The sequence below is a fragment of the Streptomyces sp. RLA123 genome, from assembly GCF_056270165.1.
Genome location: NZ_JBWDOR010000003.1, coordinates 1373631 through 1396143, shown reverse-complemented (window position 1 = coordinate 1396143; position 22513 = coordinate 1373631). Strand labels below are relative to the sequence as shown.

19 protein-coding genes and 1 pseudogene are annotated in these 22513 nt (G+C 73.3%); 6 read left to right on the top strand and 14 right to left on the bottom strand.

Features of this window, described 5'->3' with window-relative positions; all coding sequences use genetic code 11:
- Position 1: 1 nt before the first annotated feature.
- Genes RV983_RS06410 through RV983_RS06400 form a run of 3 tightly spaced genes read right to left on the bottom strand, consistent with a single transcriptional unit; the run spans position 2 to position 3141 of the window.
- Positions 2–1228 (bottom strand): STM4014 family protein, encoded by a 1227-nt coding sequence (locus RV983_RS06410; RefSeq protein WP_475984802.1) that lies wholly within the window; start codon positions 1226–1228, stop codon positions 2–4.
- Entirely contained in the window at positions 1209–2174 is a 966-nt protein-coding gene (locus RV983_RS06405; protein WP_475984801.1) for an STM4015 family protein, read from the bottom strand. Before RV983_RS06405 ends, RV983_RS06410 begins: the two co-directional genes overlap by 20 nt.
- 7 nt (positions 2175–2181) lie before the next feature.
- A complete protein-coding gene (locus tag RV983_RS06400) occupies positions 2182–3141 on the bottom strand; it encodes an STM4015 family protein (protein WP_475984800.1) in 960 nt (319 codons plus the stop codon).
- A gap of 182 nt (positions 3142–3323) precedes the next feature.
- On the opposite strand from RV983_RS06400, the gene RV983_RS06395 reads away from it, so the two are divergent.
- A complete protein-coding gene (locus tag RV983_RS06395) occupies positions 3324–3650 on the top strand; it encodes a hypothetical protein (protein WP_475984799.1) in 327 nt (108 codons plus the stop codon).
- 69 nt (positions 3651–3719) lie between these two features.
- Positions 3720–4736, top strand: coding sequence for a DUF6745 domain-containing protein (locus RV983_RS06390; RefSeq protein WP_475990236.1), 1017 nt, complete (start codon positions 3720–3722; stop codon positions 4734–4736).
- Here the strand turns inward: RV983_RS06390 and RV983_RS06385 are convergent.
- The 5 genes from RV983_RS06385 to wecB form a co-directional block, all read right to left on the bottom strand.
- Positions 4712–5632 (bottom strand): carbohydrate kinase family protein, encoded by a 921-nt coding sequence (locus RV983_RS06385; protein WP_475984798.1) that lies wholly within the window; start codon positions 5630–5632, stop codon positions 4712–4714. The two genes, RV983_RS06390 and RV983_RS06385, sit on opposite strands and share 25 nt — an antisense overlap.
- 131 nt (positions 5633–5763) lie before the next feature.
- Entirely contained in the window at positions 5764–7932 is a 2169-nt protein-coding gene (locus tag RV983_RS06380) for a glycosyltransferase (protein ID WP_475984797.1), read from the bottom strand.
- Positions 7929–9755, bottom strand: coding sequence for a hypothetical protein (locus RV983_RS06375; RefSeq protein WP_475984796.1), 1827 nt, complete (start codon positions 9753–9755; stop codon positions 7929–7931). Before RV983_RS06375 ends, RV983_RS06380 begins: the two co-directional genes overlap by 4 nt.
- Complete coding sequence (locus tag RV983_RS06370) at positions 9755–10396, bottom strand: class I SAM-dependent methyltransferase (protein ID WP_475984795.1); 642 nt, start codon at positions 10394–10396, stop codon at positions 9755–9757. The genes RV983_RS06375 and RV983_RS06370 overlap by 1 nt, the downstream gene beginning before the upstream one ends.
- On the bottom strand, positions 10389–11474 hold the full coding sequence (gene wecB, locus RV983_RS06365; protein WP_475984794.1) for a non-hydrolyzing UDP-N-acetylglucosamine 2-epimerase: 1086 nt from the start codon (positions 11472–11474) through the stop codon (positions 10389–10391). The genes RV983_RS06370 and wecB overlap by 8 nt, the downstream gene beginning before the upstream one ends.
- A gap of 61 nt (positions 11475–11535) precedes the next feature.
- Here wecB and RV983_RS06360 point away from each other — a divergent pair, with 61 nt between their 5' ends.
- Genes RV983_RS06360 through RV983_RS06350 form a run of 3 tightly spaced genes read left to right on the top strand, consistent with a single transcriptional unit; the run spans position 11536 to position 15393 of the window.
- Positions 11536–12963, top strand: a complete 1428-nt coding sequence (locus tag RV983_RS06360) for a glycosyltransferase family 4 protein (protein ID WP_475984793.1) — start codon at positions 11536–11538, stop codon at positions 12961–12963.
- Positions 12964–12982: 19 nt separating this feature from the next.
- Entirely contained in the window at positions 12983–14239 is a 1257-nt protein-coding gene (locus RV983_RS06355; RefSeq protein WP_475984792.1) for a nucleotide sugar dehydrogenase, read from the top strand.
- A complete protein-coding gene (locus RV983_RS06350) occupies positions 14239–15393 on the top strand; it encodes a glycosyltransferase (RefSeq protein WP_475984791.1) in 1155 nt (384 codons plus the stop codon). Before RV983_RS06355 ends, RV983_RS06350 begins: the two co-directional genes overlap by 1 nt.
- Here RV983_RS06350 and RV983_RS06345 read toward each other — a convergent pair.
- A pseudogene (locus RV983_RS06345) lies at positions 15383–16183 on the bottom strand (hydrolase); the annotation flags it as partial. The gene RV983_RS06350 and the pseudogene RV983_RS06345 sit on opposite strands and share 11 nt — an antisense overlap.
- Here RV983_RS06345 and RV983_RS06340 point away from each other — a divergent pair.
- Positions 16116–16274: a zinc ribbon domain-containing protein gene (locus RV983_RS06340; RefSeq protein ID WP_475984790.1), complete on the top strand. Its 159-nt coding sequence runs from the start codon at positions 16116–16118 to the stop codon at positions 16272–16274. The pseudogene RV983_RS06345 and the gene RV983_RS06340 overlap by 68 nt on opposite strands.
- 325 nt (positions 16275–16599) lie before the next feature.
- Here RV983_RS06340 and RV983_RS06335 read toward each other — a convergent pair whose 3' ends face one another.
- The 5 genes from RV983_RS06335 to RV983_RS06315 all read right to left on the bottom strand — a co-directional run bounded on the left by RV983_RS06335 (position 16600) and on the right by RV983_RS06315 (position 22489).
- Entirely contained in the window at positions 16600–17622 is a 1023-nt protein-coding gene (locus RV983_RS06335; RefSeq protein ID WP_475990235.1) for a saccharopine dehydrogenase family protein, read from the bottom strand.
- Between the two features lie 415 nt (positions 17623–18037).
- Positions 18038–18499 (bottom strand): hypothetical protein, encoded by a 462-nt coding sequence (locus RV983_RS06330; protein WP_475984789.1) that lies wholly within the window; start codon positions 18497–18499, stop codon positions 18038–18040.
- Positions 18500–18770: 271 nt separating this feature from the next.
- The gene (locus tag RV983_RS06325) at positions 18771–19850 is read right to left on the bottom strand and encodes a maleylacetate reductase (RefSeq protein WP_475984788.1); all 1080 of its coding nucleotides are present in this window, start codon (positions 19848–19850) and stop codon (positions 18771–18773) included.
- The gene (locus tag RV983_RS06320) at positions 19847–20719 is read right to left on the bottom strand and encodes an intradiol ring-cleavage dioxygenase (protein WP_475984787.1); all 873 of its coding nucleotides are present in this window, start codon (positions 20717–20719) and stop codon (positions 19847–19849) included. The genes RV983_RS06325 and RV983_RS06320 overlap by 4 nt, the downstream gene beginning before the upstream one ends.
- Positions 20720–20731: 12 nt before the next feature.
- Entirely contained in the window at positions 20732–22489 is a 1758-nt protein-coding gene (locus tag RV983_RS06315) for an FAD-dependent oxidoreductase (RefSeq protein ID WP_475984786.1), read from the bottom strand.
- Between the last annotated feature and the right edge of the window lie 24 nt (positions 22490–22513).

Here is a 22513-nt window from a genome sequence, read left to right as displayed (position 1 = left end):
GTCAGGCCTCGGCTGTGCCGGCTGTGCTCTCACGGTTCTCAGGGTCTTCACGCTTCTCAGGGACTTCACGGTCCTGCTCCTTGCGTCGTGCGCGCTCGCGCTCCATCGCGGCCGGTACGGCGGCGACCTGCGCGGCGTAGGTGTCCAGGCCCTCGGCCCCGCTGCCGGGCAGGCCGGTCAGCCGCGGCAGGAGGTCCCCGAAGGCATTGACCTCGCCGACGGCGAAGCGCCGCCAGCCCGTCGCGGGCAGGATGTCGACGCCGACGCAGAGGGTGCCGGGGAAACAGGCCGCCGCGCGCTCGGCGAGGCGCAGGGCGTCGTCCAGGGCACCTCCGGCGGCCCGGATGGCCGTGCGGGCCGCGCACAGGTCGCCGCGGGCGCCGCCGAGGTGAAGATTGGTCATCGGGTGCCGGCTCGTGCGGACGACGGCGTGCGTGGCGCGGCCGGCGACGACCACCACGCGCAGGTCGGCCGCGCGGCCGCCGAGGGAGGCCTTGGGCAGCCACCGCTCGACGTGGAGGCCGTCGGGGGCCAGGGCGTCGACCAGAGCGGCGACCTGCGGCTCGGTGGTGTAGTGCCGCACCCGCAGGGAGTTGAACAGCCGCCCGTCGTCCGTGGTCTCCACCGAGGTGGTGGCACGGACCCGGCCGGGTCCGGCGACGGCGAGCGCCACGACCCCTGAGGCCGACGAGCCGTGCGCGGCCTTCATGAAGGCCCGGGGGACACCGGCGTCCCGCAATCCGTCCCGCAGGTCCTCCCAGCCGCCGACCGGGCCGGTCAGGGCGGGCGGCACCGGGACCCCGGCGGCGGCGAGCCGGGCGTGGCAGCGCCGCTTGTCGAACATCACGGCGACGTCCTCCGGGTCCGCGGACGGCACCGCGCCCGCCCGGTGCGCGGCTGCCGCGACCTCCCGTACCGCCGCGGTGAAGCGGCGGTACCACAGCGCCGAGCCCTCGACCCGGGCCGGATCACCGGCGCCGCGCAGCAGGCGGTCCACCTCGGCGTTCTCGCCGGGGGAGTCGATCCGCACGAACTCGCCCGGCTCGAACCCGTATCCGACGTCCAGCACCTCCCGCCAGGGCAGCACACGCGGCGCCGGGTGTGCGGCGCCGCGTACGGCGTCGGCGAAGAGTGCCGTGCGGCGGTTCTCGGGATTGCCGACGACGGCGAAGCGGACCGCGTCCCCGGCCGGCCCGCTTCGCGGAGGGCTACTCGGAGACGGCGACATAGCGCCACTCCTCGTCCCGCCACCGGTGCGGCGTCTGGGGCTCGGAGAGGTCGACCTCGGTCCCGGTGGCACCGAAGGCGGCGCTCACGCGCTCGGCGACGGCCTCGCTCAGGAAGTGGTGGTGCAGGTCGAGCCGCTCGAGGTGGGTGAGGGGCTGGCCGTTCAGCAGCGCCTCGGCCCCGGCATCGGTGAGGGTGCCCATGGACAGGCTGAGCGACTTCAGTTGGGCCACTACCGGCGCCGAGGCGACGGCGGCGGCGATCTCGTCCTGCAACTCGCTGTCCTGCAGGCCGAGGTGGCGCAGTACCGGATACCGCCCACCGGCCAGTAGCGGCGCCAGGTCGGCGACGGTCGCGTCGCCGCCGTACTGGGACACCCCGAGCCACAGCTCCAGGCGCTCCAGGGCGGGAAGGTCACAGGCGCCGACGGCCCGGACGACCTCCCCCGGCAGCCCGCCGGACTCGAAGCGCAGCACGCGCAGCGCCTCGTGCCGTACCGGGCGCAGCGCCACGGGTTCGGCGCCCAGGCCGTGGGAGTCGCCACCACGGACGCCGAACTCCTCCAGCAGCGGGAAGCGTTCCAGGACGGGCGTGACGTCGGTCAGCGCGAGCCACGAGATCTCGCACTCCTCGCTGGTGACGTCGGCGAGGAAGAGGGCGCGCAGGGCGGGGAAGCGTGCCGCGTCCGCCAGGAGCAGTTCCAGCGCCGGGCGCAGCTCGGTGTACTCGTCCTCCCACCACGGGCCGATGACGAGAGCACGCACCTGCTCGGTGTCGACGGCCTCCGTGAAGCCGCGCCACAGATCCTCGAAGGGCGTCTCTCCGGCCGCGAAGCAGTCCAGCCGCCAGGCCACGTCGCCGGCCGCGGGCAGACCGGCCGCGTCGGTCCCGGGCAGGGTGTGCACGGGCAGCCCGTGCAGGGTCTCCAGGTGTTCGGCGAAGGTCATCGGTGCCTCACTCCGCGACGGCGGTGTAGCGGAAGACGGTGCCGTCCTCGTCCTCGTCCTCGTCTCCGGGCTCGGACAGGTCGACCTCGACGCCGGAGGGCTCCAGCGCCGCGCGCATCCGCTCGGCGACCGGGTCGCTCACGAAGTTGTGGTGCAGGTCCAGCCAGGACAGGTGGGTGAGCGGCTGACCGGCCAGGAGCGCGCCGACGCCCTCGTCGGTGAGCACGCCGAGCGACAGGTCCAGCGACTTGAGCTGTGCCACGACCGGAGCAGAGGCGACGGCGGCGGCGATCTCGTCCTGTATCTCGCTGTTGCGCAGGCCGAGGTGGCGCAGTGCCGGCAGCCGGCCACCGGCGAGGACCGGGGCGAGGTCCGCGACCGTGGCGTCGCCGCCGTACTCGTCGACGCCGAGCCACAGCTCCAGGTACTCCAGCGCGGGCAGTTCGCTCGCCGCGACACCGCGCACCACCTCGCCGGGCAGGCCCCCGGCCTCGAAGCAGAGCGTGCGCAGGTGCTTGTGGCGGACCGCGGGGAAGCGCAGACCGGTGCCGCCGCGGACGCCGAACTCCTCCAGCAGGGGGTAGGCGTCGAGGACCGGGGTGACGTCGGACTGCTCGATCCAGGAGACCTCGGCCTCCTCCCTCTCCAGGTCGCCGATGAACACGGCCTGCAGGCCGGTCAGCCGGTCCCGGGCGTCGACGAGCCGCTGCACCACTGCGCCCGAGTCGTTGTCGTAGGGCTCTCCCCACTGACCGATCACGACGGCCCGCACCGACGCGGTGTCCACCGTGTCGAGGAAGCGGTCCCACAACGCCTCGAACGGCTCCGGGGCGTTGTCGCGGTAGGGGTCGACAGCCAGCCGCCAGGCCACGGCCCCGGCTTCCGGCAGCTCCCGCCGCTCGTCTGGCCCGGGGAATTCGAAGGCCGGCAGGCCGTGCAGTTCCTGCAGGTGTTCGACGTGGGACATGTCGCTGGTCTCCTGACGTGGACGGGCCGGTGCACTGCTCGCGAAGAGTTGTACCAAGCCCCGCCGACAGCGGTGCGCGCGGGCTGTGGACGGCGCCGCTGCGGCGGGGCGTTGTCGGACCCCCGGCGTAGCGTCGTGGACATCGGGTCGGCGAGGCGCGCCGACGGCGAAGGGAGACACGCATGTACCGGCAGGGGGACGTCCTGATCGTGCCCGTCGCGGAGGCCGCCGTGCCACCGGGCACGGACCGGTTGCCGCGGCAGCCGCGGGACGGGCGGGGCAGGCTCGTGCTGGCGCTCGGCGAGGTGACCGGCCACGCCCACGCCGTCGTCGGGCCGGGCACGCTGGTGCGCGAGCCGGGGCCCTTCGGCGTGGCGCACCTCCATCTGCCGGACGGGGGACGGGTGGTGCACGAGGAGCACGCCGCGATACCCCTTCCGAAGGGCTGGTACCGGGTGGTGCGGCAGCGTGAGTACGCGCCCGGCGCGGTGCGCGTCGTGGCGGACTGAGGACTGAGCAGGACTGAGGACTGGGGAGCGGGAGCGATGACGGTGGCGACGACGGGGGCGGCGGCCCCGATGGAGACGACCGCGGTGTGGCGCGAGGTCGCCGCGGCGACGGGCCCGGCCGACCACGCGGCGGCCGAGGACGGGGTGCGGCTGGCCTACCGGCTGGCGGGCCTGCGCGGTCCGGAACGCATCGTGTGGGCGGGTTCGCCCCGCGAGGGCGCGGCCCTGGCCGCGCGCCTCACGGCGGAGGGCTCGGCGGGCCCGAGTGTCCGTGAGCGGGTGCGCACCCTGCCGTGGGCTGCGGCTCGGGAGCGGGTAGCCGAGCGGATGGGGCCGGCCGGATGGGCGGCCCACTGGGCCCTGACGGGTGCCCAGTTGTGGGACGGCACGGTGCTGCTCGCCGAGCGGATACGGACGGGGGTGGTCGAGTCGGCCGCCGACGTGCCCGGCGGGGAGCGGGCGGTCCGCCCGGCCCTGCTCGACGCGGTCCTCGGCCAGCACGACGCGGCCTGGCTGGCGGCGTTCGACGGCCATGAGGGCGCCGGGGACCTGGCGGGGGTGGCCGCGGTGGCGCGGTCCGCGGGCTGGTGGTGGCCGTACGAGCGCGTCGCGATCGTCGCCGAACGTCCCCTGGAACTGCACCGGGACGAGGCAGGCCGCCTCGACCGGGGCGACGGCCCCGCGCTCGCCTTCCCGGACGGCTTTGCCCTGCACGCATGGCGCGGAATGCCGGTGCCGGCCGCGTTCCTCGACGGGCTCTCGGAGCTGACCCCCCGGCGGATACGCGAGGAGCAGAACGCGGAGCTGCGCCGGGTGATGCTGGAGTTCTACGGCTACGACCGCTACTTGGAGGAGTCCGGGGCGCAGCCGGTGCAGCGCGACGCGGCCGGCGTGCTGTGGCGGATCGAGCTGGAGGGGGACGAACCGCTCGTGATGGTCGAGGTCGTCAACTCCACACCGGAGCCGGACGGCACCCACCGCACGTACTGGCTGCGGGTGCCGCCGCGGACCCGGACCGCCCGGGAGGGCGTCGCCTGGACCTTCGGCCTCCAGGAGGCGGACTACGTGCCGGAACGGGAGACCTGAGCGTCCAGCGTCTCCGCGTCGACGAGGGCGAGATTGCCCTCCGCGACGCAGGTGTGCGCGCCCGCGACCGCCCCGAGACGGGCGCACTCGGCGAAGTCCAGGCCGCGGGCTCGTCCGTACAGGAAGCCGCAGACGAAGGCGTCGCCCGCGCCGTTGGAGTCCCTCACGGGGCCGGGCGGGGTCGCCGTCGGGATGTGCCGCGGGGTGCGGCTGCCGTCGCGTACCAGGAGGTAGGCGCCCCCGGCGCCGGCGGTGGCGACGACCGCCGTGGCCCGGCCGTCGCGCAGGATGCCGCGCATGACGTCCGCGATGCGTTCGCCCGCGCCCGCGGCGCTGAGGAACACCAGGTCGGAGCGGCGGGCGAACTCCCGCTGGTGCTCGGCGAGTCCGTCCCAGTCGTGCAGGTCGGTGGAGACGGGCAGGCCCAGCGCCTCGATGTCGTCGTACAGGAAGCGGGTGAAAGGGGAGATCGACAGATGCACGTGCCGGGCGCGCCGCAGGTGCGGGAGATAGAACGCGCGGGGCATCCGCAGGTCCGCCGGGTCGCGGCCGTCGTAGAAGGACATGCGGCGCCCGGTGGCGTCCACCAGGTTCACCGCCCGGCGGGTGCCCGCCGGGGAGATCAGCGGCTCGAAGTCCACGTCGCCCTTGGTGAGACGCTCGCGGACCAGGCCGCCGAGCCAGTCGTCACCGACGAAGTCGAGGAACTTCACCGTCATCCCGAGCGCGCGGCAGCCGAGCGCCACATTGCCGCCGGTCTGCCCCGGCCACTCCAGGATCGGCGGCACACCGAGGGAGTCCGCGGGCGGCACGGGCAGGCTGTCGACCCGCACCACCGTGTCCACTCCCGAACCGCCCACGACGAGGATGTCGTACGGCGACTCATCCATGGTCATGTCCCCCTCCAATAGGCCACCCCGGGCGCCATGTTACGGCCGACCGGAAGGTACGGCCGGTGGGTTCTGCCGGTCGGTTCTGCCGGTCGTGGAACGGCCGCCGGGGGACGATCATCCGGCGGCCGGACCACTCAGTGTGCCGCGGCGTCGGTGAGCAGGTCGGTCCACGCGGCGCGTACCTTGTCCAGGCCGAAGGACTCCTGGAGCCAGCCGCGCGCATGTCCGGCCTCGGCTTCCCAGCCGTCCTCGGCCAGGGTGTGGATCGCGTCCGCCATCGCCTCGGGGGAGTCGTGGATCCACCGGCGGTCGTAGATCGCGTCCGCGCCCGGCCAGGGCAGCAGCGCGGGGACGGCGCCGGAGGCCATTCCCTCGGCCGGGGCCAGATGGAAGCTCTCGTCGTCGCTGGTGGACAGCACGAAGCCGATGCGCCGCAGCCAACTGGCCACGTCCGGGCCGAAGCTGTCGAAGACCACCGCGTCCTCCAGGAGCGCGCCCGACTGCACCCGGCGCAGGATCGCGTCGTAGTGCGTGCGCTCCTCCGGCTTGTTCCAGATCCACCAGTAGTCCCACGGCATCTTGGACTTCACCGACAGCTGCCAGCGTGGGTCCCGGGCGCGCAGCGCCTCCAGCACGTCCAGCCCGAGGTCGAGCCGTTTGCGGGCGGGGGCGATGCCGATCATGCCCAGGCGGTAGCGGGCGTCGGCGGCCTTGGGGCGGTCCATCTGGCGGTCGTCCACCCAGTTGGGGATCGTCGCGATCTTGGCGTCCGGCCAGCCGGTGCGCTCGCGGGTCAGCGCGGTGTAGTGCGGGCTGACGCAGACGACCCGGTCGACGGCGTCGATCTCGACCTGGTCGGGGTAGCCCGCGTACAGCTCGAAGCGGTGCAGCCGGATCAGCAGCCGGGAGCCGCGCCGCTTGTGGCGGCTGTACCAGATCGCCGCAGGGCCGCACCACTCCACGACCACCACGTCGGCCCAGGCGGCCAGTTCACGGCTGGCCGCCACATCGTGCTTGGCCAGCGCGGACCACGCGTCGATGCGCACCTCGACCCCGGGCAGTGCCTGGAAGTGGTCGAGCAGCCGGGTGAAGAACTTCAGGTCGTGGCTGGCGACCACCACGCGCAGCGGCCGGGTGCGCTTCTCGAGGCCGGCCGGAGTCGCGGGGAAGGCCCGGTCGAGGTGACCGCGCAGCCGCTCGGCGGCCCGTTCCAGCGAGAAGTGCGCCGCGGCCTCCCGGCAGCGCCGTGCCGCCGTCCGGTAGGCCTCCTTGGAGCCGGCGGCGATGGCCACGGCCTGGGCCGCGTCGTCCAGGGTTCCGCGGCCGGGGACGAAGAGCGGGTAGTCGGCGCCGAGCAGGGCCTCGTGCGCGGGCGTGCGATTGAGCACGACCGGCAGCCCCAGGGTGCCGAACTCCAGTACCTTCGTGGACAGTTCGAGGCTCGCGTCCAGATCCGGATGGCGCCACCCCAGTCCCACGTCGCAGCCCGCCGCGATCTGCATCGCCTCCTGGCGGGGCGTGCCGCCGTGGTGCACCACACCCGAGGTGGTGCCGAGCGCGCGCTCCATGCGGTCGTGGAACTCCGGGTGCAGCGGGTCGTCGTGGATCTTGTCGCCCACCGTGTGGAGTTCGGCCCGTACGCCGCGCGCGGCGAGCGCCCGTGGCAGCTCCGTCATCTCCAGGGTGTTCCAGCGCGGCGCGAACTTGCCCGTGTAGACCATGCGCACGGGGTCCCCCGCCACTTCGTGCTCGGGCACGTCGAAGTCGGGCACCGGCACGCTCGGCGGGTAGAGCACGCACTTGCCGCAGGCCTCCGGCACCCACGCCTCGATGAAGCAGCGCAGTTCCTCGGTCTGGCACAGCAACTGCCGGGACGCCTCGGCGATCCGGGCCAGGTCCTGGGCCGCCTCGGCGGTCATCTCCGCCGCCGACTGCGGGATGTCGGTCAGGTACGCCCAGATCCTCCCGTCGAAGTCGCCGTCCGCCACGATCTGGGTGACCGCCCGTCGGCCGCGCAGCACCAGCAGGTCGCAGGGCTCTTCCTCGTCCAGGGCGCGCAGCTTGCGCGAGGCCTGGACGGGGGAGAGCACCCGGTCGGTCGTCACGACGGTGACGCCCGGCAGTTCGGCGAGCGGGTCGACCAGCCGCCCGGTGCGCACCGGCGCCTTGAGCACCAGCCGGGTCTCGCACCCGGCCAGCGACAGCGCCTGCACCATCGACTGGGCCCAGACCGCGGAGCCGTCGATGAGATTGAGGTCCACGTCCCCGTAGACCATCGCGCGGATCGTGCGCGTCGCCGTCATCGTGCGTCCTCCCGGCGGATCGTGAACAGCCGTCCCGCGCCCTCCGGGGCGCGCCACAGCGACTTTCGGACGAGTGCGGGCGTGAACCCGTTGACGTGCGGCACAAAGCCCGCGCCGTCGGCGCTGTAGCCCACCGCGTCGGCGCCGGAGCACTCCTGAGCGCACATCAGGTCCAGCAGGTGGGCGGCCTCGCGTTCCTCGCCGAGGTCGGTCCAGTCGGCGACCCAGGGCGTGCTCGGCCCGTCGCCTGAGGCCCGTACGGCGACACCGCCCGCGGTGAGCTCGGCCAGTGCCGTGCCGGGGGCGGGGACCAGCACCTCGGCGGGCCGGTGGAGCTGCGCCAGCACCTGCCCGATGAGCCGGGAGATCTCCGCGCTGTCGCGCGGGTCGGCGAGCACGGTGACACGCCGGGAGTCCAGCGGGTCGGTGGCGCCGGCGATCCGGGCGAGTTGCGACAGCCGGATCCGGGTGGCTCGCGAGGTGAAGATCTCCCGCAGGTCCGCCCGCGCCGTCGTCGCGGGGTCCAGCCGGGCCGGCTGCACCCCGGTGTCACCGTCGAGGACGGCGTCCCAGGGGAAGCGGGACAGCCCCGGGGCGGCCGATGCGGGGCCGTCCCGCCACAGGACCGTCGGGCGGCCCGCGGCGCGCGCGGTCGCCAGCAGATCGGCGAGCCGCCGGTCCAGGTCGGGGGCGAGCCCGGTGCCGGTGTGCGTCCACGGCCCGGGGCCGGTGCAGGCGCTGAGCTGCACGACCAGCACGTCCGGGTCGGTGCGCTCCGCGACCAGCGTGGCGTCGTGCGGCAGCGCGCGGTTGACGACCGCGTCGTGGGCGAAGTCGGCGGCCGTCGCCGCGTTGAGCACGCCGGCGACGACCAGACGGTCCCGGGGCCCCGCGGAGAAGGCGCGGTGCGCCAGGTGCAGCCGGTCCCCGTCGGCCGAGGCCGCCTCGGGCAGCGCAGCGAAGACCGAGCCGGCCGGCCGGGCCGCGACCGGCCGTCCTCCCTTGCTGCGCCCGCGCCACATCCCGTACAACTCGCGCGGCAGCCGCGTCGAGCCGCGCAGCGGGGAGCGGGCCGCCGAGACGAGCACCTGGCCGACCCGCAGCGAGGTGGAGCCCTGGAGCATGGCGACCCGGGCCTCCAGCACGCCGACCCGGTCCCGGGCCTGGCGCAGCGCGGCGGCGATCTGGTCGCGTTCGCGGATCGCGGCGGCCGCCCGGTCCGCGCCGGTCTCGTCGCGCAGCGTCTCCAGGGCCCGGCTGTCCTGGTCGTGGCGCCGTTCCAGGTCCAGCAGGCGGTCCCGCTGGGCGCGGGAGACGAAGTCGGTGAGCACGTATTCGTCGGCGATCCGCAGCGCGGTGCCACCGCCGTCACCGCCGCCGGGCACCGGGCGGCCCGCCCCGTCGTGCAGCGGCAACAGGTGCTCGGTACAGGTGAAGACGGCGCCGCCGTGCAGGTGGACGTAGCCCAGACCGGCGGCGCGCAGCACCTGGCAGCGATGGGCGACCAGCCCGTCCAGCAGTCGGTGGTAGGGCAACTCGGTGGTGGCGTGGCCGAAGACGACGAGCCCTCGCCCGCCGGGCCGCATCCGCTCCAGCGCGGCCGTGAACGCGGCCTCGTCCCCGTGCCGTGCCGGATCGGGGCCGTACGACAGCAGGACGAGCCGGCCCTCGCCGACCGGTTCTCGGTCCTCGGGGCCCGGGCGGGTGAGCCCGATGCCCTCGGGCAGGTGCAGGTACGGCTCGAGGGGAATGCCGCCGCCGGTCGCGTCGACGACCTCGGTCACGCCGTCCAGGTGCGGGTGGAGCAGATCGAGCAGGCGCATCAGGAGGTCCTCGTGAAGACATGGAATCCGACCCTGTTCTCCCGGAAACCGTACGGCGTGAAACCCGTGTGGCGCAGGCCGAGTGGTTCCACGACGGCACGGTATTCGGCCGCGGGGCGGTGCAGGATGTAGTCGCCCCGGGACGTCCGGCCCGGCGCGTCCTCGTCGGAGACGATCAGACGGCCGGTCAGCCGCACCAGGGAGGCGAGGTTGACGAGGGACGACTCCCAGAGCGCATCGTCCATGACGTGGAAGAGCACATCGACACTCATCACCACGTCGTACAGCCACGGGCTGCGCCACGCGTCGAGTTCCGCGACCGCGTAGCGCGGGCCGCCGCCGAGTTCACGGGCCTGCCCGACGGCCTCGGGGCTGGCGTCGAAGGCGTCGACGCGGTGGCCGCAGCGGGCCAGGGCGCGGGCGAACCAGCCCTTGCCGCAGCCGGCGTCGAGGACGAACAGGGGGTCGGTGCCGCTGCCGGCGTCGCCGGTGTGGCGCAGCAGCTCGGCGAGGCGGACGGCGTAGAAGACCTCGTTGCCGGCGCGTTCCAGGCCGATGTGTCCGCTGGAGGCCAGCTCGTCATGGCGCCGGTGGCGTTTCTCCCAGTAGTCCCGGGTCCTGCGCCCCGACGGATCAGACATGGTGCTCCAGCCATTCGGTCATGATCCTGGCGATGCGCTCGCCCGAACGGCCGTCCCACAGGGGCGGCCCCTCGGCGGTGGCCGCCCCCCCGTCCAGCGCCTTGAGCAGCGCGGGTACCAGGCTGTCGGGGTCCACCAGCCGGTTGGTGCCGTGGGTGACCGTCACCGGGCGCTCGGTGTTGGGGCGCAGCGTCAGGCAGGGCACGCCGAGCACGGTGGACTCCTCCTGCACGCCGCCCGAGTCGGTGATGACGGCGGCGGCGCCGCGCAGCAGCCCCATGAACTCCAGGTACCCGAGCGGTTCCACGATCCGCACGCCGGGCGCCCCGGCCAGACCCGCCGCCTCCAGGGCGGCGCGCCCGCGGGGGTGCAGGGGGATCACCAGCTCCAGTTGCTCTGCCGCGCCGCGCAGGGCCCGTACGGCGGCCGTCGCTGCGGCCGGGTCGTCGACGTTGGCCGGGCGGTGCAGGGTCACCACGCCGTAGCGTTCGGGCAGTCCGTGTGTGGCGCGGGCCGCCGCGGGGTCGAAGCGCGGCAGGTGGGACATGAGGGTGTCGATCATGGGGTTGCCCACGAAGTGCACCCGTGCCGGGTCAACCCCCTCGTTGGCCAGATGGCCGACCCCCTCGGGACTGGTGACGAAGAGCAGGTCGGCGAGCTGGTCGGTAAGCCTGCGGTTGACCTCTTCCGGCATGGTCATGTCGAAGCTGCGGAGTCCCGACTCGACGTGGGCGACCGGCAGTCCCAGCTTCGCGGCGACCAGCGCCGCCGCGAGCGTGGAGTTGACGTCGCCGTAGACGGTGACGAGTGCGGGGGAGCGGGCGGACAGCTCGTCCTCCAGGGCGACCAGCAGCGCGGCGGTCTGCCGCGCGTGGGTGCCGGAGCCGACGCCGAGGTCCACATCGGGCTCGGGCAGGCCGAGTTCCCTGAAGAAGATGTCCGACATGCGCTCGTCGTAGTGCTGCCCGGTGTGCACCACGGACTGCGGCTGCCCCGCCGCCCGCAGCGCGGCGACCACTGGGGCGGCCTTGACGAAGTTGGGCCTGGCGCCGACAACATGTACTACCGAGCCGAGCACGGTGCCTCCCGTTGGCTGGAGGTGCTTAGGTGGGATGGTGCCTCGTCGTACTCTGCGTGCCTTGATTCTCGCCGCCTCAGTGGCGGTCCGTCATTTGCGGGCCGATCCGGTGCGGGCTGCCGGCCTTGCCCTGCGGCTCGCGCCGGGGCCGGCCCGCCGGCCCGCCGGGTGGGCCCTCGCCCGGCTGCCGGCCCGTGACCCGCACCGGGTCCGCGGTGCGAGTGCCTACGGGCCGAGCACGGTGCCCGCGCCGGGCGGCGCGCCGGGAACCCCCGTACCGGGGCGTGTGCTGCACCTGGTCACCAACTCGCTGCCGTACCGGAATGCCGGTTATACCGTACGCACACATGCCATCGCGCGCGCCCAGCGACAGGCGGGGCTCGACCCCCAGGTGGTGACCCGGCTGGGCTTCCCCGTGGCGCAGGGCGCGTGGGACGGCCGCGCCACGCAGGTGGTGGACGGGGTGCCCTACCACCGCCTGCTGCCCCTGCGCATGCCCGCGACGCCGGGCGCGGTCCTGGCCCGCAACGCCGAGATGGCCGCCCGGTTGGTCGAACGGCTGCGCCCGGCGGTGCTGCACGCGGCCACCGATCACCCGAACGGCCGAGTGGCGCTGGCTCTGCGCGAGTCGTTCGGCCTCCCCGTGGTGTACGAGGTGCGCGGCTTCCTGGAGGAGACCTGGCTGACCCAGGGGCCCGGCCGCAGCCCGGACTCCGCGTCCTTCCGCGAGCGGCGGGCGCTGGAGACGCACTGCATGCGGTCGGCGGACCTGGTGTTCACCCTCGGCGAGACGATGAAGGAGGAGATCGTCGCCCGCGGCGTGCCCGAGGAGCGGGTCCGTGTCGTGCCGAACGCCGTGGACGACGTGTTCCTGGAACCGCTGCCCGACGCGGGCCCGCTGCGCGCCAGGCTGGGCATCGCCCCGGACGAACTCGTCGTCGGCACCGTCTCCACGCTCACCCCGCACGAGGGCATCGGCACCCTGCTGACCGCGGGCGCCGAACTGCGCCGCCGGGGCGTGCCGCTGCGGCTGCTCATCGTCGGCGACGGCCCGCTGCGCCCGGCGCTGGAGCGGCAGGCGGCCGAGCTCGGCCTCGGCGAGGCCGCGCTGTTCACCGGCCGCGTCCCATACACGGAGGTCCGGTCCTATCACGCGGTGTTGGACGTTTTCGCGGTACCGCGGACGCCCGATCGGGTATGTCAATTGGTAACGCCTCTCAAGCCGGTGGAGGCGATGGCGAGTGGTCTTGCCGTCGCTGCCAGTGATCTCAAGGCCATGGGGGAACTGATCGAAGACGAGGTGAACGGAAAACTAATTTCATCGGACGATCCCCATGTATGGGCGGAAACGCTCGAAGTATTGCTCTATAGTGCAAAACGACGACGGATCATGGGTGAAGCTGCCCGCACCCGAGTGGCCTGCGACCGAACCTGGGCACATATCGCCGGGCTGACGCGCGATGCCTACCGGAGTCTGGGGGCCTCATAGCACTCGGGATGGTGCGGCAATGACGGTGGATCTCGCAGTCGTAGGCCTCGGATACGTGGGGCTGCCTCTCGCCCGCGAAGCCGCGGCGGTGGGGCTGAGCGTGGTGGGTCATGACCTGGACCCGCGTGTGGTGGCCGGTCTGAACGCCGGCCATTCGCATGTGGACGACGTCTCCGACAACGATCTCGAACACATGCTGGCCGCGGGCTTCATCGCCAGCACCGGGCAGGAATGCCTGGCGGACGCCCAGACGGTCATCATCTGCGTGCCGACCCCGCTGTCCGCCGACGGCGGGCCCGACCTCACCGCCGTCACCGGCGCCGGCGAGGCCATCGCGGCGCGCCTGCGGCCCGGGGTGCTGGTCGTGCTGGAGTCGACGACCTACCCGGGGACCACGGACGAGGTCCTGCGGCCCATCCTGGAACGCTCGGGACTCCGTGCGGGACAGGACTTCGCGCTCGCCTTCTCCCCCGAACGGATCGACCCGGGCAACAAGAAGTACGGCCTGCGCGACACGCCCAAGATCGTGGGCGGTCACACCCCGGAGTGCGCGGCGCGAGCGGTCGCCTTCTACAGCAAGGTGGTCGACACCGTCGTCCAGGCCAAGGGCACCCGCGAGGCCGAGATGGCCAAGCTGCTGGAGAACACCTACCGGCACGTCAACATCGCGCTCGTCAACGAGCTGGCCGTGCTCTGCCGCGAACTCGACGTCGACATCTGGGACGCCATCGACTGCGCGGCGACCAAGCCCTTCGGCTTCCAGGCCTTCCGGCCCGGCGCCGGGGTCGGCGGCCACTGCATCCCCATCGACCCGAACTACCTGTCGTACAAGATCCGCACCCTCGGCTACGAGTTCCGGTTCGTGGAGCTCGCCCGGGAGATCAACCACCGGATGCCCGAGTACGTGGTGCGCCGCGCGCAGGACCTGCTCAACGACGCGGGCAAGCCCGTGCACGGCTCAGGGGTGCTGCTGCTCGGCGTCACCTACAAACCCGACGTCGCCGACCAGCGGGAGACCCCGGCGGTCCCCGTCGCGCGGCTGCTGCGCAAGCTCGGCGCCCACGTGAGTTATGACGATCCGTTCGTGCACGCCTGGGAGATCGACGGCGAGCCGGTGGCGCGCGCCGCGGACCTGCCCTCCGCGCTGCGCGAGAACGACCTGACCATCCTCCTCCAGGATCACAGCGCGTACGACCTCCAGGACGTCGCGCACCAGGCGCGCCTGCTGTTCGACACGCGCGGACGCCTGAACCGGCCCGATGTCGAGGTGCTTTGATGCACGTGCTTGTCGTGACCGTCGTGCACCACCCCGAGGACGCCCGGATACTGCACCGGGAGATCGCGGCGCTCCTCGACCGCGGGCACACCGTCACCTATGCCGCGCCCTTCAGCGCACGGGGCGTGACACCGCGCCCCGAAGTGGAGGCGGTGGACCTGCCCCGCGCCACCGGGCGCGACCGGCGCGCCGCGGTCCGCGCGGCACGGCGGATGCTCGACACGCGCGGCCCCGCGGCCGACGTCGTCCTGCTGCACGACCCGGAGCTGCTGCTCGCCCTGCCGGGCGCACTGCGCCACTGGCGGCGCATCGGTGCCCGGCGTCCCGCCGTGGTGTGGGACGTGCACGAGGACACGGCGGCGGCGATCGCGATGAAGGGCTGGGTGCCGCGCGTGCTGCGCCCGCCGGTACGGCTCGCGGTGCGCGCCGTGGAGCGGATCGCCGAACGGCATCTGCATCTGCTGCTCGCCGAGGACGCCTACCAGGCGCGGTTCCGGCGCATCCATCCCGTGGTGCCCAACCTGGTGACGGTGCCGCCGGGTGGACCGGTGCCCCCGGGCGACGACCGGGTGGTCTACCTCGGGCAGCTGTCCCGCGCCCGGGGCACGGAGGAACTCATCGCCATGGCGCGGCTGCTGGCCCCGGAGGTCCGGGTGGAGGTGATCGGCGCCGCCGACGGCGACGTGCGGGCGTTACTCTCCGCCGCGGACCGCGACGGCGTGCTGCGCTGGCACGGCTTCCTGCCCAACGACGAGGCGCTCGGCCGGCTGCGTGGTGCGCTCGCCGGGATGTCCCTGCTGCGTGACGAGGCCAACTACCGCCATTCCCGGCCGACCAAGGTCGTGGAGTACATGGCCTACGGCATCCCCGTCGTCAGCACCCCCAACCCGCTGGCCGCCGATCTGGTGACGGCGCACGACTGCGGCCTCCTCGTGCCGTACGAGGATCCTTCCGCCGCCGCCGAGGCGGTGCGCAGGCTGCGCGAGGACGCCGAGCTGCGCGGGCTGATGGGTGCGCGGGGGCATGCCGCGGCGCTGTCGGGCCTCAACTGGCCGGATCGTGCCGGTGAGTTCGTCGCCGGTCTGGAGGACTGGGCGGCGGCGGCCGCGGCCGCCGCCGCCCGGCCGGGCGCGGCGGCGGTCGGCTCACGGTGAGCGCCGTGTCGTCGATGACGAAGGACGTCCGGATCTGCGAGCCCTCGGTGCCGGTGAACGTGATGGTCACCGTCCGGCCCGCGAAGCCGGCCAGGCTGACGCTCTTGAGCGCGTAGCCGGCGTTGGCGTTCAGGTGGGAGTACGTGGCAAGGGCGGTGGAGCCGGCGGCCACGGTGAGCTTGTCGTAGGCCGTGGTCGTGGTGGTCTCGTCGGTGTCCACATGCAGGTAGAAGCTCAACGCGGCGGTGGTGCAGGCCGCGGGGATCGTCACCGTCTGCGCGAGGGTGTCGGTGTGCGCGAAGCCGCAGCCGTCGAGCCACGCCTTGTACGAGCCGGTACGGGCGGCCTGGTCGGCGGAGTCGGTGATGACACCGCTGGAGGCCGTCCAGGTGGTGCTGCCCGACTCGAAGCCGGGGTTGCCGAGCAGTTGGGCCGCGGTGCAGGTGCCGCCACCCCCGCCTCCGCTGCCGTTCGCGCCCGAGAGCCACTCGGTGGCGTTCAGGGCGAGTGCGGCGTTGGCGGCGCCGGAGTCGTTCCAGCCGTCGTAGAGGGTGTTGCCGGAGGAGCCGGTGCCGTCGTCGACGGGGGAACTGTCGCCCCAGAAGGCGACCCGGCCGCTGCCGAAGGTGCTGGTGGCGAAGAAGGCGCCGGTGTCGCCGGAGTAACCGGTGGGGTAGGGCGGGCCGTTGACGGTGGCGTTGTCGGCGGGCTTCAGGGTCGCGGTGGTGCCGCTGGCGAGGAGGCTCTTGGAGACGGCGCCGAAGGAACCGTGCAGCACGGCGTTGGTGCTGCGGGCGCGCCGCGCGGGCGTGTCCGTGGTGCACGTCGACCCCGGCTACACCTCACAGACGTGCTGCGAGTGCGGGCACGTCGACAACTAGAACCGGGTCGACCAGGCCCTCTTCATCTGCGGGAACTGCGGGGTCGTTGCCCAGGCGGACCGGAACGCTTCCCACGACATCGCCCAACGTGGCGCCATGGCATGGGATGCGGGGCGTGAGTCACGCGTCCCCGCCACCCTGTAAGGGGTGTCTGGACAGAGGAGTCCACCCAGGTCACGTTGACAGGGGCGGTGCGGACTGATTCTGCGCGCGTAGATCGAGGGGGGCGTGCGTCGTGAAGGGCGAGCTATTGCGCGGCACATGGCACATCTGCCATCAGGTAGCGGTCGGCGCAGTCCACCCGGGCACAGGGAGTGACGGCGTGTCAGCCGATGTGCGGCCCGTTCCGCCGTACGCCGTCCAGTTCCAGGACGAAGTCGGCGCCCAGGGCGGAGGAGGGGGTGTGCGTGCCCCGCGGCAGGTCCGGGAGCCGCGGCACGATCCGCAGCACCGAATCCACCGTCAGGGCGTAGCCGTTGGGCGTGGACAGCGCCGCCTGGGCCTCGCCGCCGCGCGGGTCGCGGGCGCGCGCCCACACCTGCGAGCGGGTACGGGTCAGTGCCCGCTCGCCCGGGCCGCGCACAAAGCGGTCGATCCCGGCGCGCGCGGCACGCCGTACCGGTGCGACCGCCAGCAGTCGGTCCACCAGCGGGGCGGCGGGCAGCCAGGTGTAGGTCGAGATGTTCGGGATGCCCGTCGAGTGGTACGCCGTGCTCACGTCGCCCCACGCGACGCTCGCCACCGAACGGTCACCGGTACGGAAGGACGCCGTGACCCGGTGCCGGCCCAGGGGCACATCGCGGATCACGCCGTCGATCCTGGCCCGGCCGCCCGCCCCCTTGTCGAGTGCCTCCAGCGCGGTGCGGGCGGTGCCGGGACTGGCCCCGCCCCCGGCGACGAAGGCCAGGTCCAGGTGGGTCGCGCCGGGCAGCGCGGCCGCCACGGTCGCCGCCAGGCAGTCGGTGGGCACCACGTCGAAGCCCGCGCCGGGCAGCAGCGTCACCCCGGCCGCGCGGGCGCGGTCGCCCAGCGCGTGCAGCCGCTCCAGTACGTCGATCTCGCCGGTGATGTCGAGATAGTGCGTCCCGGTGTCCAGGCACGCCTCCACCATCGGCAGCGCCGTCGCCGAGAAGGGGCCGGCGCAGTGCGCGACCGACGCCACTCCCGCCAGGGCCTCACGAAGACCGGAGGCGTCGCCGAGGCCCAGCACCCGGTACGGCAGGTGGAGTTCCGCCGCCAGGGGTTCCAGCGCGGCGGCGGTGCGCCCGGCCAGCACGGGCCGCTCCCCTCGGGCCACGGCCTCCCGCGCGATCAGGCGTCCGGTGTACCCGGTGGCCCCGTACAGCATCCACGTCACGCGTGCGGCTCCCCTCAGAGCGGCGGTCCTGGGGCCGACGTTACCCGTCGGTCACCGCGGAGCGCAGCCCGGGGCAGAGGTGAGGAGAGAGACAATCCGACCAGCCGCTGAAACGACAATGACACGCCCCCGAACGAGGGGGGCGTGCTCACCCGATCCAGTGGCGCGGCGGGGCTGGGACGTACCACCGGCGTACTCGCTGCGTTGCATGGGGACATGGACAGCACATCCATCGCCCGCGGGTGCCTCGTCGTCGGCCACACCGACCATCACCGCACCTATGCCGAACTCACCGGCGCGTACTGGCTGGACCCGCCGATCTACTCGGAACTCGTCGCCGACTGGCGGGGTGCGGGGCGGACGGTCCCGCGCCGCACGGGGGCGGAAGAGCCGGAGCCGGACACGCTCAGCGGTGGCAGTCGGCCGCGGCCGCGGCCTGGAACAGAGCGAGTTCCACCACGGTAGGGGTGTGCAGCGTCCCGTTGCCGTCCGGTGGCACGAGCCACCGCAGCACCCCTGCCCCCGCCGCCCGGTACGGCGGCGGGACCGCGATCCACGCGCCGGCGCCGGCGTACCGGATGCCAGAGCCCACCCATCTGCTCGCCGGATCGGGAGGGAGGAAGAAACCCACCCGACGGGACGCCGCGTCCGCGAGCGTCGGGCCGGGTTCCGCTCCCGGCATGCGCAAGAGGGCGTCGAGGGCGAGGAGTCCGAGATCCTCGGGCACGCTCAGCACGTCCCAGAACCGTCCCGCGGGCAGCAGTGCGGTGCCGCTCTCCCCGTGCTCCCACTCCCGCTTGCATGCCCGCGGGTCCGCCGCGGCGGCGGCCAGCCATTCAGTTGCCTGCTTCGGTGCCGTATTCCTCATGCGCCTTACCTTGGTAGATATTTCTACCTGGCGGAAGGGGTGGCGAGGCATGGCGTTTGACGGTCGAAAACACTTGTTTCCCGTATGCGTGTACGCCCCTGTGAGCTGCGGCGCACCGGTGATCGAGCCTCCCCAGGGATGAATTCTCGCCAGCAATTGCGAATGCCGCCGGATCAATGGGGCGGCCCTTTTTCCGGCCCCTCGGAACCCGACGGTGAGCGGCCCCCACGGGGATGCCGTGGGGGCCGCCGGCGCCGTCGGTTTCCGGGGGTCAGACAGCGGACGCCGGAGCTCCCTCGTGGGCGGCGGTCAGGACCGTGCGGACGTCCTCCGCGCTGACGGGGCGGGGGTTGGCGTACGGCGCGGCTGTGGCGATCTCCACCGCCTGCTCGATGTCCCCCCGGCCGAAGCCGAGTTCGGCCAGGGAACGGGGGGCGCCGAGGCGGCTGCCGAGAGAGTGCAGCGCGGCGGCCGGGTCGTCGGTGGCCAGGGCGCGCCCGAGTGCCGCCGAAGCGCCGGGCGCGGCGGGGGCGTTGAAGGCCAGGACGTACGGCAGCAGCACGGTGTGCGTCTCGGAGTGCGGCAGGCCGAAGGTGCCGCCGAGCACGTGGGCCAGCTTGTGGTGCAGGCCCATGGTGGTGGCGCCGAGGCACGCGCCGCACAGCCACGCCCCGTACAGGGCGGCGCCACGGGCCTCGGGTCCGGCCGGGTCCGCGACGACGCGGGGGAGCGCGCCGGCCAGGGCCCGTACGCCCTCCTCGGCCATCAGGGAGACGATGGGCGTGGCGTCGGGCGCGTACAGCGCCTCGACGGCGTGGGCCATCGCGTTGACGCCGCTGGTGACGGAGAGCGCGGACGGCATCGACACCGTCAGCTCCGGGTCGTAGACGACGCTGCGCGGCAGGACGCGGGGGTCGCGGCCGGTGCGCTTGACGGCGTTCTCGGTCAGTCCCCACACGGAGGTCATCTCCGAGCCGGAGTACGTCGTCGGCACGGCGATCAGCGGCAGGCCGGTGCGCAGGGCGACCGCCTTGCCGAGGCCGACCGCCGAGCCGCCGCCGACCGCGACCAGGCCGTCCGCGTCGACGTCCCGGGCCACCTCGACGGCCTCGTCGGCGACCTTCACGGGTACGTGCATCACCGCGCCCGGATGGACCCCCGCGCAGGCCGCGCCGAGCGAGTCGGCGACGGCCCGCGCGGTGTCCAGGCCGTGCCGCCCGGACACCACCAGCACGCGGCGCAGCCCGAGCCGGTCCGCCTCGCCGGCGACGGCGGTGGTGGCGGACCCTGCGCGGAAGACGACCCGCATCGGCAGGGACTCGTGGACGAAGTCCAGGCTCCCGGGGCTCATGACGGCCGCAGCACGATGTCGAAGCCGGCCAGCCGGAAGGGCGCCCGCACCCCGTACTCCGCCGCGACTTCGGCGTCGTCCACCTCGGCGAACGTCTGCACCAGGCTCTTCTTGACCGCGAACACCGCGTCCGAGTCCAGGTACGGGCTGTCCTCGACGAAGATGTGCGTCGTCACCGGCTGGAAGCCGGTGTGCCCCGCGATGAAGTGGATGTGCGCCGGCCGGTACGGGTGCCGCTCGGTGGCGCCGAGCAGGTCGCCGACCGGGCCGTCCGTCGGGATCGGGTAGTGCGCGGGCACGACCGTGCGGAAGCGGAAGCGCCCCTCCTCGTCGGTGGTGAACAGCCCGCGCCCGTTGCCCTGCGGCTGCGCGCCCGGCTGCTGGACGTCGTAGAAGCCCTGGTCGTCGGCCTGCCACACGTCCACCATGGCGCCCGCCAGCGGAGTGCCGTCCACCGACAGCACCCGCCCGGTCACGACGCACGGCCGGCCGGTGCCCATCATGTCGATCGAGTCGCCGAGTTCACGTTCAGGGGAGTCGACCATGTGGAAGGGCCCGAGGACGGTGGAGTCGGTCACCTCGCCGGGCGTCCGTGCGGCCTTGCGCTGGTTGATCGTCTCCACCAGCATCGACACGCCGAGGACGTCGGAGAGCAGGATGAACTCCTGCCGGGTGTCGTCGCACTTCTGCCCGGTGCGGGTCAGGAAGTCGACACCCCACTCCCACTCCTCCATCGTGGGTTCGACCTCGCGGATGAAGTCGTGCAGATGGCGCGTCAGGCTGCCCAGGATCTCGCGCAGCCGCGGATCCGGAGTGCCGGCGAAGCTCTCCACGACCGCCGCCGTGGCGCTCTCTTCGGTGAAGTCCATCGTGGCTCCTTGTCAGTCCCGTCCCAGGATGCGCCGCAGCGCCCCGCCGAGCACGGACCGTGCCTCGGCCTCGTCGCCCGCCCCGCCCGCCTGCCGGAAGGCGACGTACAGGTCGGGGCGGACCAGCAGCACGCCGGTGTCGCCCGTCTCGCGCAGTCGCGCCCAGTCGCCGTAGGGGTCCTCGTAGTCCTGCCCGGGGCCGATCACGGCGGTCTCGATGTCCAGCCCCAGATCGGCGCCGACGGCGCGGGCGGCCGCCACCCAGGTGCCGCCGCCGATGCCCGTGAGCAGCGTGAAGCGCCCGCCGCCGCCCAGGTCCAGGGTGGACACGGTGCGGGTGCCCGCCGTCAGCCAGGCGTGCGGCAGCTTGGCGCCGGGGCGGCTGCTGGGCTGGTGGTGGAGCTCGGGGTCCCGGTCGAAACCGGGGTCCGCGGTGCCGTCGGGGACGACCGCCGCCGAGGAGTAGCGCTGGTTGAGCTCGACGCCGTGGGCGTTGAACTCGTACCGCTTGAAGTCGATGGCCTCGCGCAGCCGCTGCCGGCGCTTCTCGCCGGCGGGTGTGGCCTCCTTGCGGGAGTCCAGATTGGCGACGAGCTGCTCCGGGGTCTGCGGGGCGAGCAGGTCCAGCGCCTCGAAGACCGGGGCGGTCTCGCCGATGGACTTGTTCGCGCGGGTGACGATCTGCTTGCCGACGGGGGCGCGCTCCGCGGTGTAGCTGTCGAGCAGCGAGGGCGCCGCGGAGCCCTCGAGCACCAGCTTCAGCTTCCACGCCAGGTTGTAGGAGTCCTGGACGGAGGTGTTGGAGCCCAGTCCGTTGGACGGCGGGTGCCGGTGCGTGGCGTCGCCCGCGCAGAAGACCCGGCCGTTGGAGTACGTCGTGGCGTACATCTCGTTGACCGTCCAGGACGAACTTGAGCGGATGGTCACCGGCAGGTCGTCGTCGCCGATCAGCCGGCGGACCACCGACAGGGCGTACTCCTCGGTGAGGTCCGGCGGGGCGGCCTCGACGTCGTAGCCCCACACGATCAGCCACTCGTTCCACGGCTTGACGTTGCGCACCAGGCCCGCGCCGATACCGCCGACCGTGGCCCCTGGGGTCAGGACCCAGTACAGCGTGCCGGGCCGGTGGGCGGTCCAGCGGGACAGGTCGGCTTCGAAGAGGATGTTGATGCTCCCCGCCACCCCCATCCTGCCGTCCATCGGCAGGCCCGCGTCCTCGGCGACCTGGCTGCGGCCGCCGTCGGTGCCGATGAGGTACTTGGCGCGGATGGTGTACTCGTCGCCGCGCAGGGTGTCCTCGACGGTCACGGTCACGCCGTCCGCGTCCTGCACGAAGGACTTGTAGACGGTGCCGAAGCGCAGCTTCGTCCCGCGCGCGACGGCGGCGTCGACGAGCACCGGTTCCATCAGGTGCTGCGGCATGTCGCACATGCGGGTCGGGCTGGCGAGCTCGTGCGCGGCCTGGACCAGCGGGTCATTGCCCCAGGAGCGCAGGCGGCCCAGCTCCTCACCCGCGAGGCTGGTGCAGAAGACCGTGTTGTCCATCAGAGGCTGAGGTGTGGCCTTGGCGATCACCTCCTGCTCGACGCCCAGGTCGCGCAGGACCTCCATGGTGCGCTGGTTGGTGATGTGGGCCCGGGGGGTCGCCGACAGGCGGTTGTACCGGGTCACGACGACGTTCGGGATTCCGTAGGTGCTCAGGGCGAGCGCGGCGGTGGCCCCGGCGGGCCCGCTTCCCACGATCAGCACATCGGTTTCGACGCTTTCCATCAAAGCGGCTCCCTGACGGATAAT